Genomic DNA, 18,832 nt, shown 5'->3' on the forward strand with positions numbered 1-18,832 from the left:
GAATGACAATGCATCTTGCCCAGCTTAATATTGCTAAACCCAAATTCGCCATGGATTCTGTTGGCATGGCGGATTTTGTTAATAACATTGACCCAATAAACACCATTGCCGAAAACAGCCCTGGTTTTATCTGGCGTTTAAAGGATGACAGCGGTAATGCCACGGGGATCCATATCTTCGACGACCCGCAACTCATTGTGAATATGTCGGTGTGGCAGAATGTACAGTCATTAAAGCAATTTATGTTCAAAACCCATCACATCGATTTTCTTAAGCGCAAAAAAGAGTGGTTTGAACCCCTTGATAGCGCATCTTATGTGATGTGGTGGATTGAAGACGGGCATATGCCCGACGTTAAAGAAGCGGAAAAACGGCTGATTCATCTTCGGGAACACGGCGAAAGTGAGTTTGCGTTTAGCTTTAAATTTGCTGCGAAAGCGGGCTGAAATAAAAATTAGCCAAAAATATCCTCACTGCCCAATCACTTGGGTGAGTTCTAACTTAATCATTGCTGAAAATTCCAATTAAGTCTGTCTCAGTATAGGGTAACTGGGCACGGTTATTTCGATAAAGTCCACCAAGCTCACTCTAGAACCAATAATTTTCTAAAGCGGATATCACACTGACAAAAGGGGTAGTAACCGGCTAAATGTGCTTGATATGCGCTATTGACTCACAACGCACAAATACCATAATTAGGTATATATTGGTACTTGGAGAAATCAAATGGCTAAAAATACCAGCATAACCCTTGGAGACCATTTTGATAGCTTTATTGCTAGTCAAATTCAAACTGGTCGGTATGGCTCAGCTAGCGAAGTGATTCGCTCAGCTCTTCGCTTGCTAGAAACACAGGAAACCAAATTAAACACTTTGCGTCAATTACTTGTAGCAGGTGAGGAAAGTGGCGAAGCTGAATACGACCTTGAGCACCTGATATCAGAACTAGATGGTGAATTAAAAGAGTGAAACCATTTAAGTTAACTGTACTCGCAAAATCCGATTTAAAAGATATCGCATTGTTTACACAACGGAAATGGGGTCGAGAACAGCGTAATGTATATCTAAAACAGTTCGACGATTCATTTTGGATGTTGTCTGAAAATCCTGATATCGGCAAAAGCTGCAACGAAATAAGGGCCGGGTACAGAAAGTTTCCGCAAGGTAGTCACGTTATTTTCTATAAGCAAACAGGTAGCCAGGAAATTCTGATTGCAAGAATTCTTCATAAAAGTATGGATGTAAATCCTTTACGAGTCGGCGTATAACGCCGCTAACAGAGGTAGTTTGTAGTGGCGAATTTTCAGCTGTTGCCTCGTTCTGCACACATAGCGTCATAATACTTTTCGCATTTTACGGTATAAGACTGGCGCTCGCCGTCTGGAAACGCCAATGCAAAATGTGCTTCATCTTTAAGCGGAATAGGCTCTCTTTCGAACTGAGCGTCAACGCATTCAACTACTTCGCAGGCACTGACTAACGCTGTCGTGAATAGTAAAATCAAATATCTTAATGGTCTCTTCGAGTCCCTCTTAAGGCATTAAGATTTTGATTTTTAAATGAGAATTACAAATTAAGGGGCTTCAGTAAAATAAAACTTGAGCTGCTGGTCTTCTACATCCACGCGTTTGCCATAGCGGGCAAACAAAAACTCACGCCAGTGGTTGTCGTCCATGGTGTATTCCAGCGAGCGTTCTTCCAGCTTTGCTAACAAGGCTTTGGCCAGTTTGGGTTTGTGGTAATCCAGAATACGTTGGGTGCTGCCTTGTAAGTAAAGCTTCAGGTAGTCCAGAGCCTGATCGGTTGAACCGGCAGAGACCAGACTAAGCGCAGAGCGTAGCGGTTGTCCCAGCAGTGAACCCAGGCCTGATAAGGGCAGGGGTAAGAGCTTATCAATAATAAACTGGGTGTCCTTTACCAGACTGTAGTGGTCGTTAAGCAGGTGGATAAAGTCCACCCGGGTATCGGTGATATGCAGCGAAGCACTGGCGGGAAAATAATTCGGTAAAGCACTTAAACCAGCCGCAGCATGGGCTTTATAAATGGGGGTGCCCATAACTTTTACTTCAATAGCGCACAGCATTTGCAGGGTTAACCGGTTGCTCGAAACGGGCATACTCAGCTGCCCTTCCAGGCAGCTAAAGTGGCCTTCGCCGATAGGCACCGTCAACTGTTCCGAGAACGGGAAGTACGGCGCAATCAGCGCATTGAGTTCCTGTTCGGTAAAAATATCATGTTGCAGGCGGCCGGTTTTTATCAGGCAATAGCCAACCAGTGTATTAAGCTTATCGCGCCAGCTTAGTTGAGGTAACAGCACTCTATTCCTTGGTCTTTGTATCGACACAGTCCGGGTCTTTTGCGGTAAATCATAGCAGTGCTGTTCTGTGCGGCTCAAGGGATAAAATGTTTTGCTTAGTTAGCCTGAATGGCGTAGCGTTAACTCAACTGGTACAATGAGTTGATTGTGCTTCTGGCGGTTCTACGGCGTTTGGGTGGCTAATGCATATTCCGGTTCAACAATTTGATTATGTCATTGTCGGCGGCGGCTCGGCAGGAGCAGTGCTGGCCGCACGTTTAACCGAAAACCCCATGATCAGGGTTTGTCTGGTAGAAGCCGGTGGCAAAGACAATAACCCCTTTATTCATATTCCCTTTGGATTATCCCTGCTAGCGCGCTTTGACAGTCTCGGCTGGGGGTATTATACCGAGCCACAGACTGCGCTGAATGACAGAGAATTATTCTGGCCGCGGGGTAAAACACTGGGTGGCTCCAGTTCGATTAACGCTATGTGTTATATCCGCGGTCAGGCTGAAGATTATGACAACTGGGCCAAACAAGGCGCATCGGGCTGGGATTTTGCTTCGGTATTGCCGTATTTTAAGCGGGCCGAGAATTTTTGTGGTGGCAGTGATGAATTTCACGGGGCCGGTGGGCCTTTAGATGTCAATAATCTGCGCCATACCGCTGAAATCTCAAGTGCATTTGTTGAGGCTGCACAGTGCGTTAATCTGCCGGTTCGCACCGACTTTAATCGCCGGGAACGAGAAGGACTGGGTTTTTACCACGTCACCCAGCGCAATGGGCAGCGCTGCTCTGCGGCCAAAGCGTATTTAAGCGAGGCGCGCCAGCGTGGCAATCTCACAATTCTTACTTCTGCATTGGCAGAACGTGTGCTTATCAAACAGCAACGGGCAACGGGCGTGCAGGTTCGTTGTAAGGGCAAAGCCATGCGGTTAATGGCCTCCCGCGAGGTTATTTTAAGTGCCGGGGCCATTAATTCGCCGCATTTGCTGATGCTTTCAGGCATAGGCCCGGCCGCTGAGCTACAGGATAAAGGCATTTATGTGCAGCAGGATTTACCCGGCGTGGGTAAAAATCTGCAGGATCATCTGGATGCCATAGTGCAATACCGCACCAAAAAGCCCGTTGGCTATCCCATTGCAGCCAGCGCTATTCCTCGGTATGCAAAGGCTGCATTTCGCTATTTGTTTAAACGGGATTATATCTTTTCATCCAATGTAGCCGAAGCCGGCGGTTTTGTCCGTTCCTCGCAGGCCAGTGACATCCCTGATATTCAGTTTCACTTTTTACCGGCGATTTTACAGGACCATGGCCGCCGGTTTGTGCACGGCTTTGGTTATGGTTTACATGTTTGTGCGTTGTACCCAAAAAGCCGCGGGGAAATTACCCTGCAAAGTAACCATCCGGCCGATCATCCGGCGATTCAGCCTAATTACCTGGCCGCGGGGGAAGACCTTACTGTGATGAAAGATGCGGTAAACTGGGCGCAAACTATCCTCCGCAGCAGCGCGTTTGCAGAGTATGAAGGATACCTTAGTATTAGCGGGCATAGCCTCGACTCCGATGAGGATATTGAGGCCTTTATTCGCGAGCGGGCTGAAACTATCTACCACCCGGTGGGCACCTGTAAAATGGGGGCGGCGAACGATCCTATGGCAGTGGTAGACACTCAGTTAAAGGTAAAAAACATTGCCGGATTAAGAGTGGTGGATGCTTCGGTAATGCCGAGTCTGGTAGGCGGCAATACCAATGCGCCAACCATAATGATTGCCGAAAGAGCGGCGGAATGGATCCGGGCTGAACAAATGTAAAAGCCGGCATAAGCGGAATTTCAGGACGTTGAAATAGCTACCTTAACGACAAAAACAAAACGGGCAAAGTGGAGTGCTTTGCCCGTTTTACGTTTATATATTTAAGTAGCTAAAGAAGATTAACTGTTAAAATCAATCCGCTTACCTTTCATGCGCATCAGCGTACCATCTTTATCGATAATATGATGCTTCAGGGCGCCGGCAACGTGCAGCACAATACACAGGATAAGCAGGTAACCTACAATAGCGTGCACGGCTTCAGCAACTTCGCCGAGTTCAGCATTACGTGCCAGTACTGCCTGCGGGTTAGCCGGATCGTGATTGGCCGGAATCAGATCAAAACCAAACAGCGGTACGTTGTGGCCACCCATGGAAGACATTATAACGCCGGAAATGGGCATAATCAGCGTACCGATAATTAATATCCAGTGCACGATATGCGAAAGCTTGTGCTCCCAGGCTTTGTAATTTCCGGCAGCCAGTGGCCAGCCGTTTTTAATTCGCCAGGCTACCCGTGCCAGCGCCAGTACCAATACCACAACGCCAAAAGATTTATGTAAGCCGTACAGGCTGTAGTCTTTGTTTTCGGTCATGTAAATGCCTACGGCAAGCAGGGCAATCATCAGCAGGGCAACCAGCCAGTGGAGCAAAATAGTGGTTTTACTTAATTGTTGTTGGGTATCTGTCATCATGGTGAATTCTCTTATCAATGCAGCATAAGGATAAACAAAACTAACGGCGGCAAAGGCATTAACTGCGCCGTTTTGGCCGGTGCTAGTAGATGATAAAAATCAGGCCAAGACAATGACTTTTTGTGAAATACCTGAAAAAGATCAATGAATTGGTTGGGGGTAGGCTTTTACGGCAAATACAAGAAAAGCTGGCCAGCGCGGGTTGCTGGCTCAGCTTCTGCGCGTTATCGGGTTGTATTGGCCGCTTTAATACTGGTGCGGATCATTGGGGCAATTGTGAGGCCTTGTACCACAATGGAGAATATTACAATTACGTAGGTAATAAGCAGGATAAGGTTATGAATATCCACATTATTAACACTGGCAACCTGAGTAGGAATAGAGGCCGCCATGGCTAAGGCCAGACCGCCGCGTAATCCGCCCCAGGTGAGAATTTTAACCGAGTTTACATCATATTGCCGGAACCGGCGGAACACACTAAAGGGCAGGCCAACACTAATAAATCTGGATAGCAGCACCACCGGAATAAACAGCAAGCTGACCGCCATTTCTGCAAAGGTTATCGGCAGCATTACCAGAGCCAGACCGATCAGCAAAAACAGCAGTGAGTTTAAAAAACTGTCGGTGGCATGCCAGAAGTTGCTGATATAGTTTGCACTTCTGGGATCGTCCTGGTTCGCTACTTTGGCGCGGGTAACATTACCGATAAAAATGCCCGAAACAACCATGGCCAGCGCGCCGGACACCTCCATTAAGTTGGCCAGGGCAAAACCAGCCGAAGGAATAATCAGCGTGATTAGCAGACGAATATTCACGTCGTCCTTCGACAACAACATTAAATAATGCCCGCTTACGGCTAGCGCAAAGCCAAATAAAATGCCGCCCAGTGCATCACTGATAAACAGCTCGGCTACACCGCTAAAGGTCGCTTCACCGCCGTTAAAGGCTACTGCGAAAATTGTGGTAAAGACCACCAGGCCAACCCCATCGTTAAACAGCGATTCACCTTCTACCTGAATGGAAATACCTTCCGGGGCATTCATCTGTTTGATAATGGCCAGTACGGCAATCGGGTCGGTAGGACTTATCAGTGCGCCAAACAGCAAACAATAAATAAAGGGCACCGGCCAGCCTATTGCACCGAGCAACCAGAACGAAAGATAGCCCACCAGTAACGTCGAGGTCAGGGTCGAAAATATTACCAGCACCGTGATTTCCCAGCGTTGCTTTTTAAGCTCATGTAAATCGATTTCCATGGCACCGGCAAATAACAGGAACCCCAGCATCCCTTTAAGCAGTAACTGATTAAGATCCAGACTTTGTAGCGCCTGGCTAATAGGCGCGGCTATGTCTTCGCCCATTAATGAGTAGGAAAACATGAGTACCAGAGAGAGCAGTACCGAACCGGTAGTAATAGCAATAGTAGTTTGAAGTTTAAGGAGGTATTGATTGGCAAACGCGATCAAAATGGCCAGTGCCGATAAAAAGCACAGTAGGTACCACGTATTCATTAAAAGATCCTGATATAAAACAAATTGTAAAACTGGTATTTAGGGGCAGCCGTAACGAATGATGCGCATTATTTGTTATAGCTGCGTTGCAGCCCCGATGGCCTCAGACATGACCATGATTGTTAGGGCTGACAGGTGAAAATTCTGTGCAATGCTAGAACACCAAAGGGCGATGATGACAATGCTTGTAACGTGGATGGTGACATTAAGTGCTTGCCTAGTCATCTAGTTTGCGGCCAAGCTTCTGTGTTGCGGTCTGAACTGCTGTAGCTCAGGAAAAATGATTAATTCCACACATCTTATTATTGTTCTAAAACAATATTAATATTGATTAATTGGCGTAGCATTAACTCAGCAAGCAACCGGAGCCATGTAAGATTTAAGATGTTTGAAATTTTTACTCAACTGGCAGACTGGCTGACCTACTCAATGCTGGGCTTATCGCCACAAAGTAAACTGGGCGATGCGGTGCATTTTTTTATTGAGGATGTCAGCAAAATTTATGTGTTACTGCTGGTGATGATTTATGTGATTGCATTGTTGCGTGCATCGCTGAACGTGGAGCGGGTCAGAGACTATCTGCAGGGTAAAAACAAAGGCGTGGGCTATTTATCAGGGGCTGTTTTTGGCGCCGTAACGCCGTTTTGTTCCTGTTCTTCTATTCCGGTGTTTTTAGGCTTTACCTCAGCCGGTATTCCGGTGGGGATCACCATGGCTTTTCTGCTTACCTCACCGCTAATTAACGAAGTGGCCGTGTTGCTACTAATGGGCCTGTTGGGCTGGAAAATCACTTTAATGTACGTGCTCATTGGTCTGACTGTGGGCATTTTGGGCGGTGCTTTTCTGGATAGTATAGGCGCTGAGCGCTGGTTGCAGGATTTTGCGTTAAAGGCCTTGCAAAATGCCCGGCAAAGAAAACCAGCCGGGCAAGTGGCTGCCGCACAAAAATTAACCTTTGCCCAGCGGCATCAGTTTGCCAAAGAGGAAGCCAGCGATATCTTTGGTCGCGTGTGGAAATGGGTGATCATCGGGGTTGGGCTGGGCGCTGCGTTGCATGGATTTGTGCCGGAGGGCTGGATAGCTCAGCACTTAGGCGACGGTCAGTGGTGGTCGGTGCCAGCCGCGGTGGTGTTAGGTATCCCGCTGTATTCTAATGCTACCGGCGTTATTCCGGTTATGGAAAGTCTGATTGTAAATGGTTTGCCGGTGGGAACTACAGTGGCGTTTTGCATGAGCACAGTCGCTGCCAGTTTCCCGGAATTCATTTTATTAAAACAAGTGATGCAATGGCGTTTGCTGGCTACGGTTTTTGCCCTGTTACTGGTGTCATTTACCCTGGTGGGCTGGTTGCTGAATGTAGTATCTGCTTTGATGTAAGGCGTAAACAATGAAAAAAATAATGGTGTTAGGCAGCGGTTGTGCAAAGTGCAGTAAAACCGCTGAGCAATTGGAAAAACTGGCCCAGGAGCTGGGTGTTGAAGCTGAGGTTAGCAAACAAACCGATCCTCAGGTGATTATGCAATACGGCGTAATGAGTACACCGGCAGTGGTTATCGACGACCAGATAGTTCATACCGGCTCTATTCCTCATACCGAAGAGATTAAGGCATGGTTGAAACGGTAATTGCAGAGAGTACATCACCAATTAGATTTATACTTTAGTTGTATTTTTATGGTGGTTAAGCAATTAAAACTGAGTCTTTAGTATAAACGATGAGGAACGTGGTAGTATAAGTTATATAACTATGATTAACGTTTCTATTTACGATGGTTCAAGCCACTACCACGCAAAATACGCACAATATTCTGGAGCACATCTCCGGGCTTACTGCGCAGAAAGACTTTGAATTACTTAACTTCAGTTTATTAAAAAGTTTGTCTGCACTGTTAACGAAAACGCGCGTACAAACCCTCGCTGTCACTCAGGATTGCCGGTTTGTGAAGCAGGTAAAGTATACCAGTGACGGACTCGATATAAACTCAAATGATATCGATCTGGATGAGCGGGTGACCAAAGCCATAACTAAAGTGCATCAGGCGGAGCTGGATAATTACATAGAGCGAATTGGTCATCAGTCCCTGGCCATATATGTGTTAACCCAGGAACGCACCGTCACCTATTATTTACTTGTTGCGTTTCCACGTGCCATTACCCAAGCTGATTCTTATCTGATTGCTGGTGTGCTGGAAATATACCGCAACTTCAGCTCTTTGCTGGCACATTCTCAAACTGATGAGCTCACCGGTTTGTCTAACCGTAAAACCTTTGAATCTGCTATCTACCGTGTGTGTGAACTGATCAGGGAGCATGTGTCTGAGTCTGAAGATGCGACCGCACAGGAGAACGATGGTTACTGGTTATGCGCCATTGATATAGACCATTTTAAAAGTGTAAACGACCAGTTCGGGCACTTATTCGGCGACGAAGTACTGGTTCGCTTTGCTCAGATCATGCGGACTGAATTTAAAATCGATGACTTATTGTTCCGTTTTGGTGGCGAAGAATTCATCGCGCTGGTCAAGGCCCAGGATCGTCAGGCCGTTGAAGTAATTCTGGAGCGTTTCCGCCAGACCATTGAAGATACTCAGTTTTCAAAAATTGACAGGCTTACTATTAGTCTGGGTGTGGTGGCTGTGGATCCTAATGTTTTTCACATGACATTAATGGATTATGCTGATCAGGCGCTTTATTACAGTAAAGAAAATGGTCGAAACCGTATGACGTTCTTTGATGACCTGGTGGCGCAGGGGCATGCGCGCCTTGAGACGTTTGAAGAAGGTGAGATCGATCTCTTTTAGCGGCTTGTTATAACCGCGGCGACAACAATAGTTCCGCGTTGTTCTGATCTAACTGAAAATGAAACTGTTTTAATACATTCATGCCCAGCAGGCCATCGGCTTGCTGCATGGCATCCTCAGGCATCACAAATACGCCAATATCACGCAGTTTATAGGGGCCCAGAGTAAAACTCTCGATTCTGACTAACGGCGAACGTATGGGGCCAGCGGCAGTGCGTACGTCAAACAGACCGATAACCGGAATTCGATTAAACCGGCGTAACCTAAAGTAAAGCTCGCGACTGATGGCGGTGCTACTGGCACCGGTATCCAGCAAAAGCGCCGCAGGGTGGTTAAGTATTTCCGTACTGGCAATATACTGATCGCCATAGCGGGTCAGCGCCAGTCGGGTAACGTCTTGTGGCACCGAGGCAATCTCAGTCTGCTCTGTGCTCTCACTGCTATCTTCCGGATCCGGCACAAAGCGCTGGCGAAGGCTGCGAGCTCCGGCATTGTTGGCATTAAGGTTTGCCAGCACGTCTTCCATCAGGGTGAATTTTTGTTGTCTGGCGTAAGCTTCGGCCAACTTTAACGCTAACGTCTCGTCGGTACTGTTAAGTTGAAACAAAGGTTCGATAAACTGCGCCAGTAAATCCCAGTCGCCAGCGTTATACAACGCCTTAACAGTATTAGCGACCAGCTCGTTGGTGCGGTTAATTAGGGTTTCCCGTTGGCTGCGATTAAACACCGTTAATTCCTGCAACGAATAAAAATGCAGTACCGCTGTACTCAACGGTTGAGTGGCCAGAATAAAATCCGCTTCCAGCAGCAGTAAAGCGGGTGAGTCTGGCTGTTCACGCAGAGTTTCAATCAAATAGCGCTCAACGCGGGCAAATTCGCCGTTGTTCAGCCAGCGTTGTGCGTCTTCAGGCTGGCTGGTTTGTTGCGGCGCAATCGTCTCTGTTGCGGTAGTGCGTGATGCTTTTTGTACAACGTTATCTGGCTGACTGTTAGTATCGCTATTTTCAGGCAGGCTGATTGGCGTATCACTAAGCGCACTTGTCCGCTCAGCATGGACAGGCTCGCTTTGTGGCCACAGCAAGTAAATATTTAATGCGATTGAGCACGCTAAACACAGTGACAGCAGCAATGTGTAAGTTAAACGTTGCATGAATTATTTTCCCTGAGCGGCCAGACAGGCTGGCTGGTATATATCCACAAAGGCTTTTGGCATTCGGGTGGGAGAGCCGGTTGCCAGTTTTACGCAGGCAAACTGGGTTTTGCCCCGGTACAGGGTTTCTCCATCGCTTTCACGCACGTACTGAAATTCGCGGGTAAGGGTGATTTTGCCATCACACTGGGTTATCCAGGTGGCACATTGCAGGGTGTCGCCCAGCAACGCGGGTTTTAAATAGTTTAACTCGTGGCGAAAAATAACCATGCCGCGGCCGATTTCCTGATAGTGCTCAAACCCTAGTCCCAGGGCGCGGGAATGGGCCCAGGCCAGCTTTTCCTGCTGGCTCAAATATGCCACGTTGTTCACATGATTGTAGTGATCGATATCCTCGGGCTGGATTTTCCAGTGAGTAATAAACGGGGCCGGATATTGCCAGACAATATTTTCAGACATAGGGAAGCGGATTCTCAGTGGTTAAATCAATATCAGGGTTTAGCAACTGCTGATTAAGCTGGGTTTCGGTGGCAATAACCGGTTCGATAAAGGCTTTTACATCGCCTAAATCCTTGAAGGCAACAAATCCCCGTTCCAGAAATTCGTGCATGCTTAGCAGCCCGGCCATTTTGGCCGGTCTTCGGGAAAGCTTAATCAACAGGCCGATGCCCGGGATTTTTACCACATCGGCCAGTTGCTCACCCAGCCCGGCAACAATACGGATTTGCTGCGCCCGGTCTGCGCCGCGCCCCACTTGTCGATAAGCCAGCGCGTAGGTGTCACGGTTAAGTTCCTTGCCCTCAAGTGCCTGGGCAACGGCCATATCTAATTCAAAGGATAAAGCATTCAACCACAATGCTTGTTCAATGGCATGCATGGCTTTGTTGGGTAATGCCTTGGCCAGCTTGGGGATCACCCGCATCAGATCGGCATCCCGCTGACTAAAATCCTTAGGGCCGTAAAGTTCTTCTACAAAAAAATCCATGGCTTTGGCGTAGCTTTGTTTTTTAGCCAGCTCTGCATGAGTGGCCAGCAATCGTTGGCATTGCCATTGTTGTAGTGCCTGGATGGGCGCCAACAATTGCATTTGTTCTGCCAGAGAGCGCCGGGCATTCACCTGACGCAGATGAGTAATTATCTCGTCAACCACATACCGTCCTGTTGTTTAGATGCTTACAAACGAACCTTGATTGTATCCTATCTTAGTTTTATTCAACCATGTATGGCTATTCAGCTATTTTGTTACATTTTGAGAAATGTCACTCAGGCAGACGGGGGAGGTTGAGTTATTGCTGAAAGTAAAAAGCCTAAGGAGTTGCCGCAGATGCATTGGCCCGGAGCGGTGCATTGCTGCCAGGCCTGTTATATTGTTAAGAACGATTGAATAACGGATTACGGCGCAGAGTTATCAGTAACAGGCCCATCGAAAATAACAGGAGAGACTGAGGTGCAGGTACAGGGGTTGATGCTGTTTTATAAAAATCGACTTCGTCTGCAAATGTCCAGGGGCCGTTGAAAGAAAAAGCCAGATCAACCATAAAATAACGGGACGCCTGATTAAAGCCCGACAATGTGAGGGAACCATGGGATTGATTATTCGCTGCGCTTTCCGGTACGTTAAGAGACCCAATAAGGGACCCGTAATTTACGCCATCCGAACTTGTATAAGCGTAAATGGATGGAAAGACAACATCATTAATATGGTCCTGAACTGTGCCAACGACAATCTGATTGATGGTCGTTATGTTTCCAAAGTCAAAAATAAGCGACACGCTCCGATCGGTCCAGCCGAGCCATTCGTAAGCAGGCCCATTGCCCAAATTGGCTTGCCAGATATTACTGCCATACTTGCCGTCTATAAGTTGCACACCGGTTTCATCATGGTAACAGTACGTACCGCAATCGGTAGCTCTGTCGAAAGTGTAACTCTGAGGGAGGACTTCAACCAGTGCCGCTTTGGCGCTGAATACAAAAGTGAATGTAAATAACACTGCTAACTTCAGTAGGGGCATCATAGCAACTTTACCTTAACCAAACTTCATAAATGATTTGTTAATACTATATAAAGCTAATTTTATGCCAAGTTTTAACCTTTTGATAAATATATTATATTTAAGGCTGTTTGATTTTGTTGTAAAAAAAGCTGACAAAAGAGGGCGTAATTAGGTGTGCCTGACAGGCTTAATATCAGCGGTTTATACATTGCTAGTGATGTAGTCTGCTGCCGCACTTTTTGCTATGCTTCGCGCCCGTATTTTTAATCCCGTTAAGTTAAAACGTAATGCTAGAACTAAGGGCCGAGACCGCAATAGATGATGGCGATGCTGAAGTCGGGCCATTGATGGCGCTTTTTGATGCGACCTTCAGTAGAGACTTCAACACGCGCCTGATCAGAGGCGGCCATGAGCCGGTGTATCTGCCTGCCACTGCGCAAACCCCTTATCATCAGGTGGTGTTTGCCCACGGATATTTTTCCAGTGCACTGCACGAAATTGCCCACTGGTGTATAGCCGGTGAACAGCGCCGATTGCTGGAGGATTATGGCTACTGGTACTGCCCTGATGGGCGAGATGCCACGCAGCAGCGTGAGTTTGAACAGGTCGAAGTCAAACCTCAGGCCATCGAATGGGCCATGACGATTGCTGCCAATCGAAGATTTCAGGTGAGCACTGATAACCTGAACGGTGCCGAGCCGGACCGGGCGGGGTTTACCCGCCGGGTACGGGCGCAGTTACTATCCTATTTGCAAAGCGGTTTTCCCGAGCGGGCAAGCTTGTTTATTGATGCGCTGCGCGACAGATTTAACGGCCCTGAGTTAACAACTGATTTTCTGGCTAAGGATTATCCCCATGACTAACCTGTTTCGACTCGGCGTAGTGATAAACCCCTTTGCCGGTATTGGTGGCGCGCTTGCCTTTAAAGGCAGTGATGGCGAGAGCATTCGGCAGCAGGCACTGGCTCAGGGGGCGTCCAAGCTGGCCAACGAAAAAATGACCCGTGCCCTGAGTAAACTCACCGGTTTTGATAATCTGGCGGTCTTTACTGCCAGTGGCGAAATGGGGGAAGACTGTTGCGCCGGGCTGGGCCTGGACTATCAGGTGATCTATTCCACGCAAAGTAACGATACCACCTTCGCTGATACTGAAAATATGGTACGAGAACTGGTTGCCATTGGTGTTGACCTTATTTTGTTTGCTGGTGGTGACGGTACTGCGCGTAATGTGTGCGCCATTGTCGAAGATAAAGTGCCGGTGCTGGGTGTACCAGCCGGCGTTAAAATTCACTCAGGGGTGTATGCGGTAACGCCATCCGCTGCCGGAGATGTAGTGGCTAAAATGCTCACCGGTGAGCTGGTCAGCGTGCGCCAGGCCGAAGTCCGCGATATTGATGAAAGCGCCTTCCGCGAAGGTAAGGTCCGCGCTTGTCATTATGGTGAAATGCAGGTGCCGGACGAATTAACTTATGTGCAGTCGGTTAAAATGGGCGGTCGCGAAGATGAGTCCATGGTGATCAATGATATCGCCGAGTACTTAAGCGAAATCATTCAGGACGATACCGAGCATTTGTATGTTATGGGCTCGGGTTCAACGGTGGCCGAAGTCATGTCGAGACTGGGGTTACCAAACACCTTGTTGGGTGTCGATGTGGTACAAAACGGCGAATTAATCGCCACAGATTGCAATGCCCGGCAGTTACTGGCGCTGGTGGATGGTAAGCCGACACGATTAATTATTACGGCCATCGGCGGGCAGGGCCATGTTTTTGGCCGCGGCAATCAGCAGTTGAGCCCGGCCGTACTCAGAACTATCGGCCGTGACAATATCTGGATAGCCGCCACCAAGCAAAAACTGCAGCAGCTGGATGGACGCCCCTTGCGCAGCGACACTGGCGATGAAAGTTTGGATGCGCAAATGGCGGGCATTATCGCCGTGATCACCGGTTATGACGACCGTGTTTATTATCCGCTGCAATAACGCAAATCCAATATAACCTTTAAGCGAAAGTGAGAAATAAGCCAATGCAACAACAGGTAAAAGCCAGCCCCGCATTTGTACAGGCGGTAGAATCCATTGACACAGCGCTGGATGGCGTAGTGGATCACGGCAGCGATGATGAGTTATTTATTGCCAGCTACTTGCAGGGCCATTTTGCCGTGGAAGCTCGCAAGCTGGAGCTGGACGACACCGCTTCGGTTGCCAGTCTTGATGAGGCGCTGCGCCAAAGCCTGCAAGACGCTTTTACTAACAATGAGCTGGAACCTGCCGACCAGCAGGCAGTTTTTGCCTTGTGGCAAAAATTGCTAAGTGCCTTATAACTGGTGGCATAAAGTTGCCGCCCCTGCTGCTGTAAGCGCCGTTTTATAGGCGATTTAAATTGGTGCGATAATTGCAGCCCCTCGCGTAGAGCATTACGCAGGATCCCGATATGCGTCAATTTTTACTACACACTACGTTTTTCACGCTGCTGGCAACCGTTTTGCTGGCAGGGTGCAGTTCTGCCCCGCAAAACATGGAAATGACTAACGACCAGGTGCCGGTGCCGGCACTGGGTAATGTTGAATACCACACTTACGTACTGGCTAACGAACTGTTCGCCAATATCCGCCCGGCCCGTCAGACCCGCTATGCCGTTACCGGATTTGTGCCGGTGGACTCGCTCAGCTATAACGAAAACTTTCAGCATCCCTTGCAGTTACTGGGGCATCAGTTGGAGGAAGGCATGCTCACCGAAGCCACAAAACGTGGATTTACGGCTCAAGAGTTTAAGCTGACGAACGATATAATAGTAGGAGAAAAGTCCGACCGGGTACTGTCTCGCAATGTCGAACAGCTGTCGGCCATCGAACGGGTGGACTTTTTTATTACCGGTACGCTGGTTTATCAGCAGGGAGGGGCCATGGTGAATGCGCGAATTATCAATGCGCGTACCCGCGACGTGGTAGCAGCCGCAACCCGCTTTTTCCCCGCCGAGTTATTCTGGCTGGAAGAGCAGGTGACCACCCGTAACGGCCGGTTATATCGAACAGAGAATAAAAGGTAATCATTATGCAAAGGGCAGCGAGAACAGGGCTTGGCATTCTTATCCTGGCAGGCGCATTAAGCGGCTGTCAAAGCGTTGATGAAGAAATGGTACAAGCGGCTAAGCCTGAAAAAATGCCAGCGCTAAACGTGGTGGACATTACCGCGGCAGATCGATTGGATCACGAACCCATGGCAGCCGAAGAGGTCGATAGCTTTGGCGCATTAGGTCAGCCGCCTTTGTATTCCAGTGTCCAGGGCGCTTATAAGGGCCGGCCACTAACCAAGCATATCGGCGATTACGTAAAAGCGCTGACGCAGGATTTGATTGCCAACATGGAGTACGTTACCAATAAAACGCCGGTAGGTGTCACTCACTTTGCGTTGCTGGACTCTAATCTGCAGCAAACCAATTTATTAGGTCAGCAAATGGCGGAGTCTTTTGTACACGAACTACACAAGTTTCGTATTCCGGTAATCGACTATAAAGCCACCGATTTTATACGTATTACCGAAGACGGTGATTTTGTCTTAACCCGGGATTATCTGGAACTTGATTCAAGCCTGCCCATGGAATATGTGCTCACCGGCACGATGGCTAAGCACCAGGGCGGTGTCATGGTCAATGCCCGAATCATTGGTATTCAGTCCCGCGCCGTGGTGGCCAGTGCGCAAATGCTGATCCCGTTTTACGTGGCTGATGCGCTGATTCCAAGCGATGGCAGCGAGCGCGGTATTATGCGCGATGGCGTTAAATTAAGCCGGGGTTAACCAATATGCGCCAGATCATCAGCCTCATTTCCTGCTTAGTATTGTTAGCCGGCTGTGCCAGTCAGTCTAAATCGGGCTACTTCTGGTTTGGCGAAGACGAGGGGGCGATGCAGACTGGTCAGCTACAGGTTCGTCCGCCGGCCGATAGCGGTCTTGAATACCGCCCGGATTCCCGCGACATCGAAATGTACCGGGTCAGGCAGAATACGCAGGGTTATCAGGACCCGTTACAAACTGGCTTTTCACCGGATATGACTCACAAAGCACTTAATGATTATGCCGCCAGTCTGGCCATGTCGTTAATGGAAGGCTCGGTTCAGGTAAACACTAATCAGCTGATCGGCATTGCCAGTTTTGTTCGATTTAATCGCTCGCTGCGGGAAACCACTGTTTTAGGTAATCAGCTTGCGGAATACCTGATTGCCGAATTACAGCATTATGGTCTGGGCGTGGTGGATTTTAAACTTGCCAACACTCTGGATGTCACACCCTACGGTGATTTAGCCCTGAGTCGGGAGGGCCGCCGGATTGCCAAACGCATGGAAATGGATCATGTGCTTACCGGTACACTGGTGGAACAGCCCCGCGGCGTAAGTGTTAACGCACGGATTATATCGTTGGAAAAACAGCGCGTAGTGGCCAGCGCTAACGTGTTTATCCCGTCTTTTATTGTGACTTCACTGGTACCAATGGCCCCGGTTATCGAAACCGAATAAGCTTATTCGGTTTCTTCGGGCGGGCGTTTAAACGTTCGCAGCATAAAGCGCTCCGGCGCCAGCGCCTGTAACAGCGTCTCACTCATTGGCAAGGGTTGGTGGCAAAGCTGACTGGCCAGAATTTCCGCCATCAGCGGTGCCGTGGTTAAGCCGCGCGACCCCAGTGCTGTCATTACCAGCACTTTCTGATCTTCTAACGCCACCTCGTATTGGCTGACATGTTTACCTTTATACAGTTCCCGATAGCGAGCAGTTGTGGTTGCCGGGTTTATCACACTGCCTACAATGGGCTGATGATCGGCGCTGCCCAGGCGAACAGATGCCCGCGCGGTATTGTCATGACTAATTGAGTGCGCCCAGTCGTAGTCGGCTAAGGCCTTGGCATGGGTAGCCAGATTCTGCCCGGTTTCCGTCTCTCGCACAGTGGTATCGGTATCACCTTTTACATAGGTGGAGCCCAGCGCGTGTCGCCCTTGCCAGCCGGGGGTTAAATAGCCTTTGTGGCACAACACGGTAGTTAACTGGTTCAGGGGTTGTTGAGTTGGAATAGCTTCTACCTGACCGCGTACCGGCCGTAAGGGCAGGTGGGCTAATTGCTCAAATTCGGTACATTCATGGCCTGCGGCAATCACAATACGGTCGGCCGCAATGTCTTTTTCGTGGTTACTTAAAACAACGGTATCCTGGTGGGATGTCAGGCTTAAACGAGAGTCATAAAACTCCTGCAACAAGCCGGTTTGGCGCGCAGCGGTGAGCTGCGCCCCGACAACTTCTGCCGGGCATAACCAGCCACCGGCAGGCACAAACAAGGCCTCGTTATGAATGTCGATGCCACTAATAGCACAGGCCTCATCGGCGCTAACAGGGTGAATCAGTTGCTCTGGCCAGAGCGCTTTTGCCAGCAGGTTTTGCTGGCGCTTAGTAACTTCCTCACTAAAACCCAGCAATAACACGCCACAGTTATCGTAGGTAAAGCTAAGTTCCCGGGCGGTCAGGCCATCATAATGCCGTTTAGCATATAAAAAGCCATGCGCCTGGATCAGCGCCGGATTACTCTGATCAGCCTGCAACTGCGGGTAGAAACCGCCCTGGCGATTGCCCGAAGCGCCATCAGCAGGCGCACTGCCATGACCAAATAAACTGACCTTTATGCCTCGCTGACAAAGTGCCAGTGCCAGAGTGCTGCCTGCCAGGCCAGCACCGATTATGGCGATATGCTCCCTGGTTGTTGCCGGCGTAGCCGGGTAACGATAATGCCAGGGCGTAGTAACCCTCCGGGCCGGCGCGGTGGCCAGATAGCCAGTAAGCATATCCCGCTTACGGCCAAACCCCTTGCGCTTCACAATTGCAAAACCGGCTTCCTTCAAACCGCGTTTAACAATGCCTGCCGCAGTGAAGGTGGCAAAGGTCGCGCCGGTTTTACTTAAACGTGCCATTTGCCCAAATAAGGCGTCGGTCCACATGTCCGGGTTTTTACTGGGCGCGAAGCCGTCTAAAAACCAGGCATCTATTAAGCCGTTCAGGGGGCAATGCCACTGCGGCAACAGCTCGTGAACATCACCCATCCACAGGTCGACACAGGTATGCCACGCAGTAAAATCCAAACGATGACATCCTGGCAAGGCAGGCGGGTAAAGTGAGACTAAGGCGTTTACTTCTTCGGCTACGGCCGGAAACACCGCCAGCGCCCGCTTGAGATCCTCAACCGCGATAGGAAATTTCTCGGTACTGACAATGTACAGCTGTTTTAGCGGATGATCCGGGTGGCTTGCTCTGAACTGTTTAAACGCCTGCATGGCAATAAGGCAGTTAAGCCCGGTGCCGAAGCCGGTTTCTCCAATCACAAAATGGGGAGCCTGCCATGTGAGCCAGCGCTCAGTCAGATCGTTACCATTAATAAACACATGCAGGGTTTCATCACAACCGCTGTCATTGGAGAAATAGACATCATCAAAACTATCCGCCACCGGCGTTCCGGCTTCGTTAAAGTGGACGTTGGCAGCTTGCAGGCGTGTACTCATAGCGTGGATAACAGTTCAGGTCGTTAATTAAAAGCGCGCTA

21 protein-coding genes are annotated in these 18,832 nt (G+C 48.9%); 13 read left to right on the forward strand and 8 right to left on the reverse strand.

The annotated features are described in order from the left end of the window. Nucleotides 1-8: 8 nt before the first annotated feature. From BFC17_RS06535 to BFC17_RS06545, 3 genes are all read left to right on the forward strand, one after another. Nucleotides 9-446, forward strand: a complete 438-nt coding sequence (locus BFC17_RS06535) for a DUF3291 domain-containing protein (protein WP_070175653.1) — start codon at nucleotides 9-11, stop codon at nucleotides 444-446. 280 nt (nucleotides 447-726) lie between these two features. Further along, nucleotides 727-969 (forward strand): type II toxin-antitoxin system ParD family antitoxin, encoded by a 243-nt coding sequence (locus BFC17_RS06540; RefSeq protein ID WP_070175654.1) that lies wholly within the window; start codon nucleotides 727-729, stop codon nucleotides 967-969. Beyond that, nucleotides 966-1,268 carry a type II toxin-antitoxin system RelE/ParE family toxin gene (locus tag BFC17_RS06545; protein ID WP_070175655.1) on the forward strand — a complete coding sequence of 101 codons (303 nt, stop codon included), beginning with the start codon at nucleotides 966-968 and terminating at the stop codon, nucleotides 1,266-1,268. The genes BFC17_RS06540 and BFC17_RS06545 overlap by 4 nt, the downstream gene beginning before the upstream one ends. 305 nt (nucleotides 1,269-1,573) lie before the next feature. Here the strand turns inward: BFC17_RS06545 and BFC17_RS06550 are convergent, their stop codons facing one another. Next, a complete protein-coding gene (locus BFC17_RS06550) occupies nucleotides 1,574-2,317 on the reverse strand; it encodes a hypothetical protein (protein ID WP_083271619.1) in 744 nt (247 codons plus the stop codon). Nucleotides 2,318-2,499: 182 nt separating this feature from the next. On the opposite strand from BFC17_RS06550, the gene BFC17_RS06555 reads away from it, so the two are divergent. Continuing rightward, nucleotides 2,500-4,113 (forward strand): GMC family oxidoreductase, encoded by a 1,614-nt coding sequence (locus BFC17_RS06555; protein ID WP_070175656.1) that lies wholly within the window; start codon nucleotides 2,500-2,502, stop codon nucleotides 4,111-4,113. A 119-nt stretch (nucleotides 4,114-4,232) separates the two neighbouring features. On the opposite strand, the gene BFC17_RS06560 is transcribed toward BFC17_RS06555, so the two are convergent. Both BFC17_RS06560 and BFC17_RS06565 read right to left on the reverse strand, forming a co-directional pair. Then, nucleotides 4,233-4,805, reverse strand: coding sequence for a cytochrome b (locus BFC17_RS06560; RefSeq protein WP_070175657.1), 573 nt, complete (start codon nucleotides 4,803-4,805; stop codon nucleotides 4,233-4,235). Nucleotides 4,806-5,029: 224 nt separating this feature from the next. After that, entirely contained in the window at nucleotides 5,030-6,316 is a 1,287-nt protein-coding gene (locus BFC17_RS06565) for a cation:proton antiporter (protein ID WP_070175658.1), read from the reverse strand. A gap of 384 nt (nucleotides 6,317-6,700) precedes the next feature. On the opposite strand from BFC17_RS06565, the gene BFC17_RS06570 reads away from it, so the two are divergent. The 3 genes from BFC17_RS06570 (at nucleotide 6,701) to BFC17_RS06580 (ending at nucleotide 9,115) form a co-directional block, all read left to right on the forward strand. Beyond that, complete coding sequence (locus tag BFC17_RS06570; RefSeq protein WP_070175659.1) at nucleotides 6,701-7,693, forward strand: permease; 993 nt, start codon at nucleotides 6,701-6,703, stop codon at nucleotides 7,691-7,693. A gap of 10 nt (nucleotides 7,694-7,703) precedes the next feature. Further along, complete coding sequence (locus BFC17_RS06575) at nucleotides 7,704-7,940, forward strand: thioredoxin family protein (RefSeq protein WP_070175660.1); 237 nt, start codon at nucleotides 7,704-7,706, stop codon at nucleotides 7,938-7,940. A 143-nt stretch (nucleotides 7,941-8,083) separates the two neighbouring features. Next, nucleotides 8,084-9,115 (forward strand): GGDEF domain-containing protein, encoded by a 1,032-nt coding sequence (locus tag BFC17_RS06580; RefSeq protein WP_070175661.1) that lies wholly within the window; start codon nucleotides 8,084-8,086, stop codon nucleotides 9,113-9,115. 7 nt (nucleotides 9,116-9,122) lie between these two features. Here the strand turns inward: BFC17_RS06580 and BFC17_RS06585 are convergent, their stop codons facing one another. The 4 genes from BFC17_RS06585 to BFC17_RS06600 all read right to left on the reverse strand — a co-directional run bounded on the left by BFC17_RS06585 (nucleotide 9,123) and on the right by BFC17_RS06600 (nucleotide 12,280). After that, nucleotides 9,123-10,265 (reverse strand): retropepsin-like aspartic protease family protein, encoded by a 1,143-nt coding sequence (locus BFC17_RS06585; protein WP_070175662.1) that lies wholly within the window; start codon nucleotides 10,263-10,265, stop codon nucleotides 9,123-9,125. A 3-nt stretch (nucleotides 10,266-10,268) separates the two neighbouring features. After that, complete coding sequence (locus BFC17_RS06590; protein ID WP_070175663.1) at nucleotides 10,269-10,724, reverse strand: acyl-CoA thioesterase; 456 nt, start codon at nucleotides 10,722-10,724, stop codon at nucleotides 10,269-10,271. Beyond that, on the reverse strand, nucleotides 10,717-11,415 hold the full coding sequence (locus BFC17_RS06595) for a DUF8198 family protein (RefSeq protein WP_070175664.1): 699 nt from the start codon (nucleotides 11,413-11,415) through the stop codon (nucleotides 10,717-10,719). Before BFC17_RS06595 ends, BFC17_RS06590 begins: the two co-directional genes overlap by 8 nt. A gap of 220 nt (nucleotides 11,416-11,635) precedes the next feature. Beyond that, nucleotides 11,636-12,280 carry a hypothetical protein gene (locus tag BFC17_RS06600; RefSeq protein ID WP_070175665.1) on the reverse strand — a complete coding sequence of 215 codons (645 nt, stop codon included), beginning with the start codon at nucleotides 12,278-12,280 and terminating at the stop codon, nucleotides 11,636-11,638. A 266-nt stretch (nucleotides 12,281-12,546) separates the two neighbouring features. On the opposite strand from BFC17_RS06600, the gene BFC17_RS06605 reads away from it, so the two are divergent. The 6 genes from BFC17_RS06605 (at nucleotide 12,547) to BFC17_RS06630 (ending at nucleotide 16,770) form a co-directional block, all read left to right on the forward strand. After that, nucleotides 12,547-13,122 (forward strand): elongation factor P hydroxylase, encoded by a 576-nt coding sequence (locus BFC17_RS06605; RefSeq protein WP_070175666.1) that lies wholly within the window; start codon nucleotides 12,547-12,549, stop codon nucleotides 13,120-13,122. After that, complete coding sequence (locus tag BFC17_RS06610; RefSeq protein ID WP_070175667.1) at nucleotides 13,115-14,239, forward strand: ATP-NAD kinase family protein; 1,125 nt, start codon at nucleotides 13,115-13,117, stop codon at nucleotides 14,237-14,239. Before BFC17_RS06605 ends, BFC17_RS06610 begins: the two co-directional genes overlap by 8 nt. A 44-nt stretch (nucleotides 14,240-14,283) precedes the next feature. Next, nucleotides 14,284-14,580, forward strand: a complete 297-nt coding sequence (locus tag BFC17_RS06615) for a YfcL family protein (protein WP_070175668.1) — start codon at nucleotides 14,284-14,286, stop codon at nucleotides 14,578-14,580. Between the two features lie 110 nt (nucleotides 14,581-14,690). Further along, complete coding sequence (locus BFC17_RS06620) at nucleotides 14,691-15,305, forward strand: FlgO family outer membrane protein (protein WP_070175669.1); 615 nt, start codon at nucleotides 14,691-14,693, stop codon at nucleotides 15,303-15,305. A gap of 5 nt (nucleotides 15,306-15,310) precedes the next feature. Next, a complete protein-coding gene (locus BFC17_RS06625; RefSeq protein ID WP_070175670.1) occupies nucleotides 15,311-16,054 on the forward strand; it encodes a FlgO family outer membrane protein in 744 nt (247 codons plus the stop codon). Between the two features lie 5 nt (nucleotides 16,055-16,059). Further along, entirely contained in the window at nucleotides 16,060-16,770 is a 711-nt protein-coding gene (locus tag BFC17_RS06630; protein ID WP_070175671.1) for a FlgO family outer membrane protein, read from the forward strand. Between the two features lie 2 nt (nucleotides 16,771-16,772). Here the strand turns inward: BFC17_RS06630 and mnmC are convergent, their stop codons facing one another. Continuing rightward, nucleotides 16,773-18,791, reverse strand: a complete 2,019-nt coding sequence (mnmC, locus tag BFC17_RS06635; protein WP_070175672.1) for a bifunctional tRNA (5-methylaminomethyl-2-thiouridine)(34)-methyltransferase MnmC2/FAD-dependent 5-carboxymethylaminomethyl-2-thiouridine(34) oxidoreductase MnmC1 — start codon at nucleotides 18,789-18,791, stop codon at nucleotides 16,773-16,775. Nucleotides 18,792-18,832: the final 41 nt, after the last annotated feature.

It is taken from the genome of Marisediminitalea lipolytica (assembly GCF_001758465.1).
GTDB lineage: Bacteria > Pseudomonadota > Gammaproteobacteria > Enterobacterales > Alteromonadaceae > Alteromonas > Alteromonas lipolytica.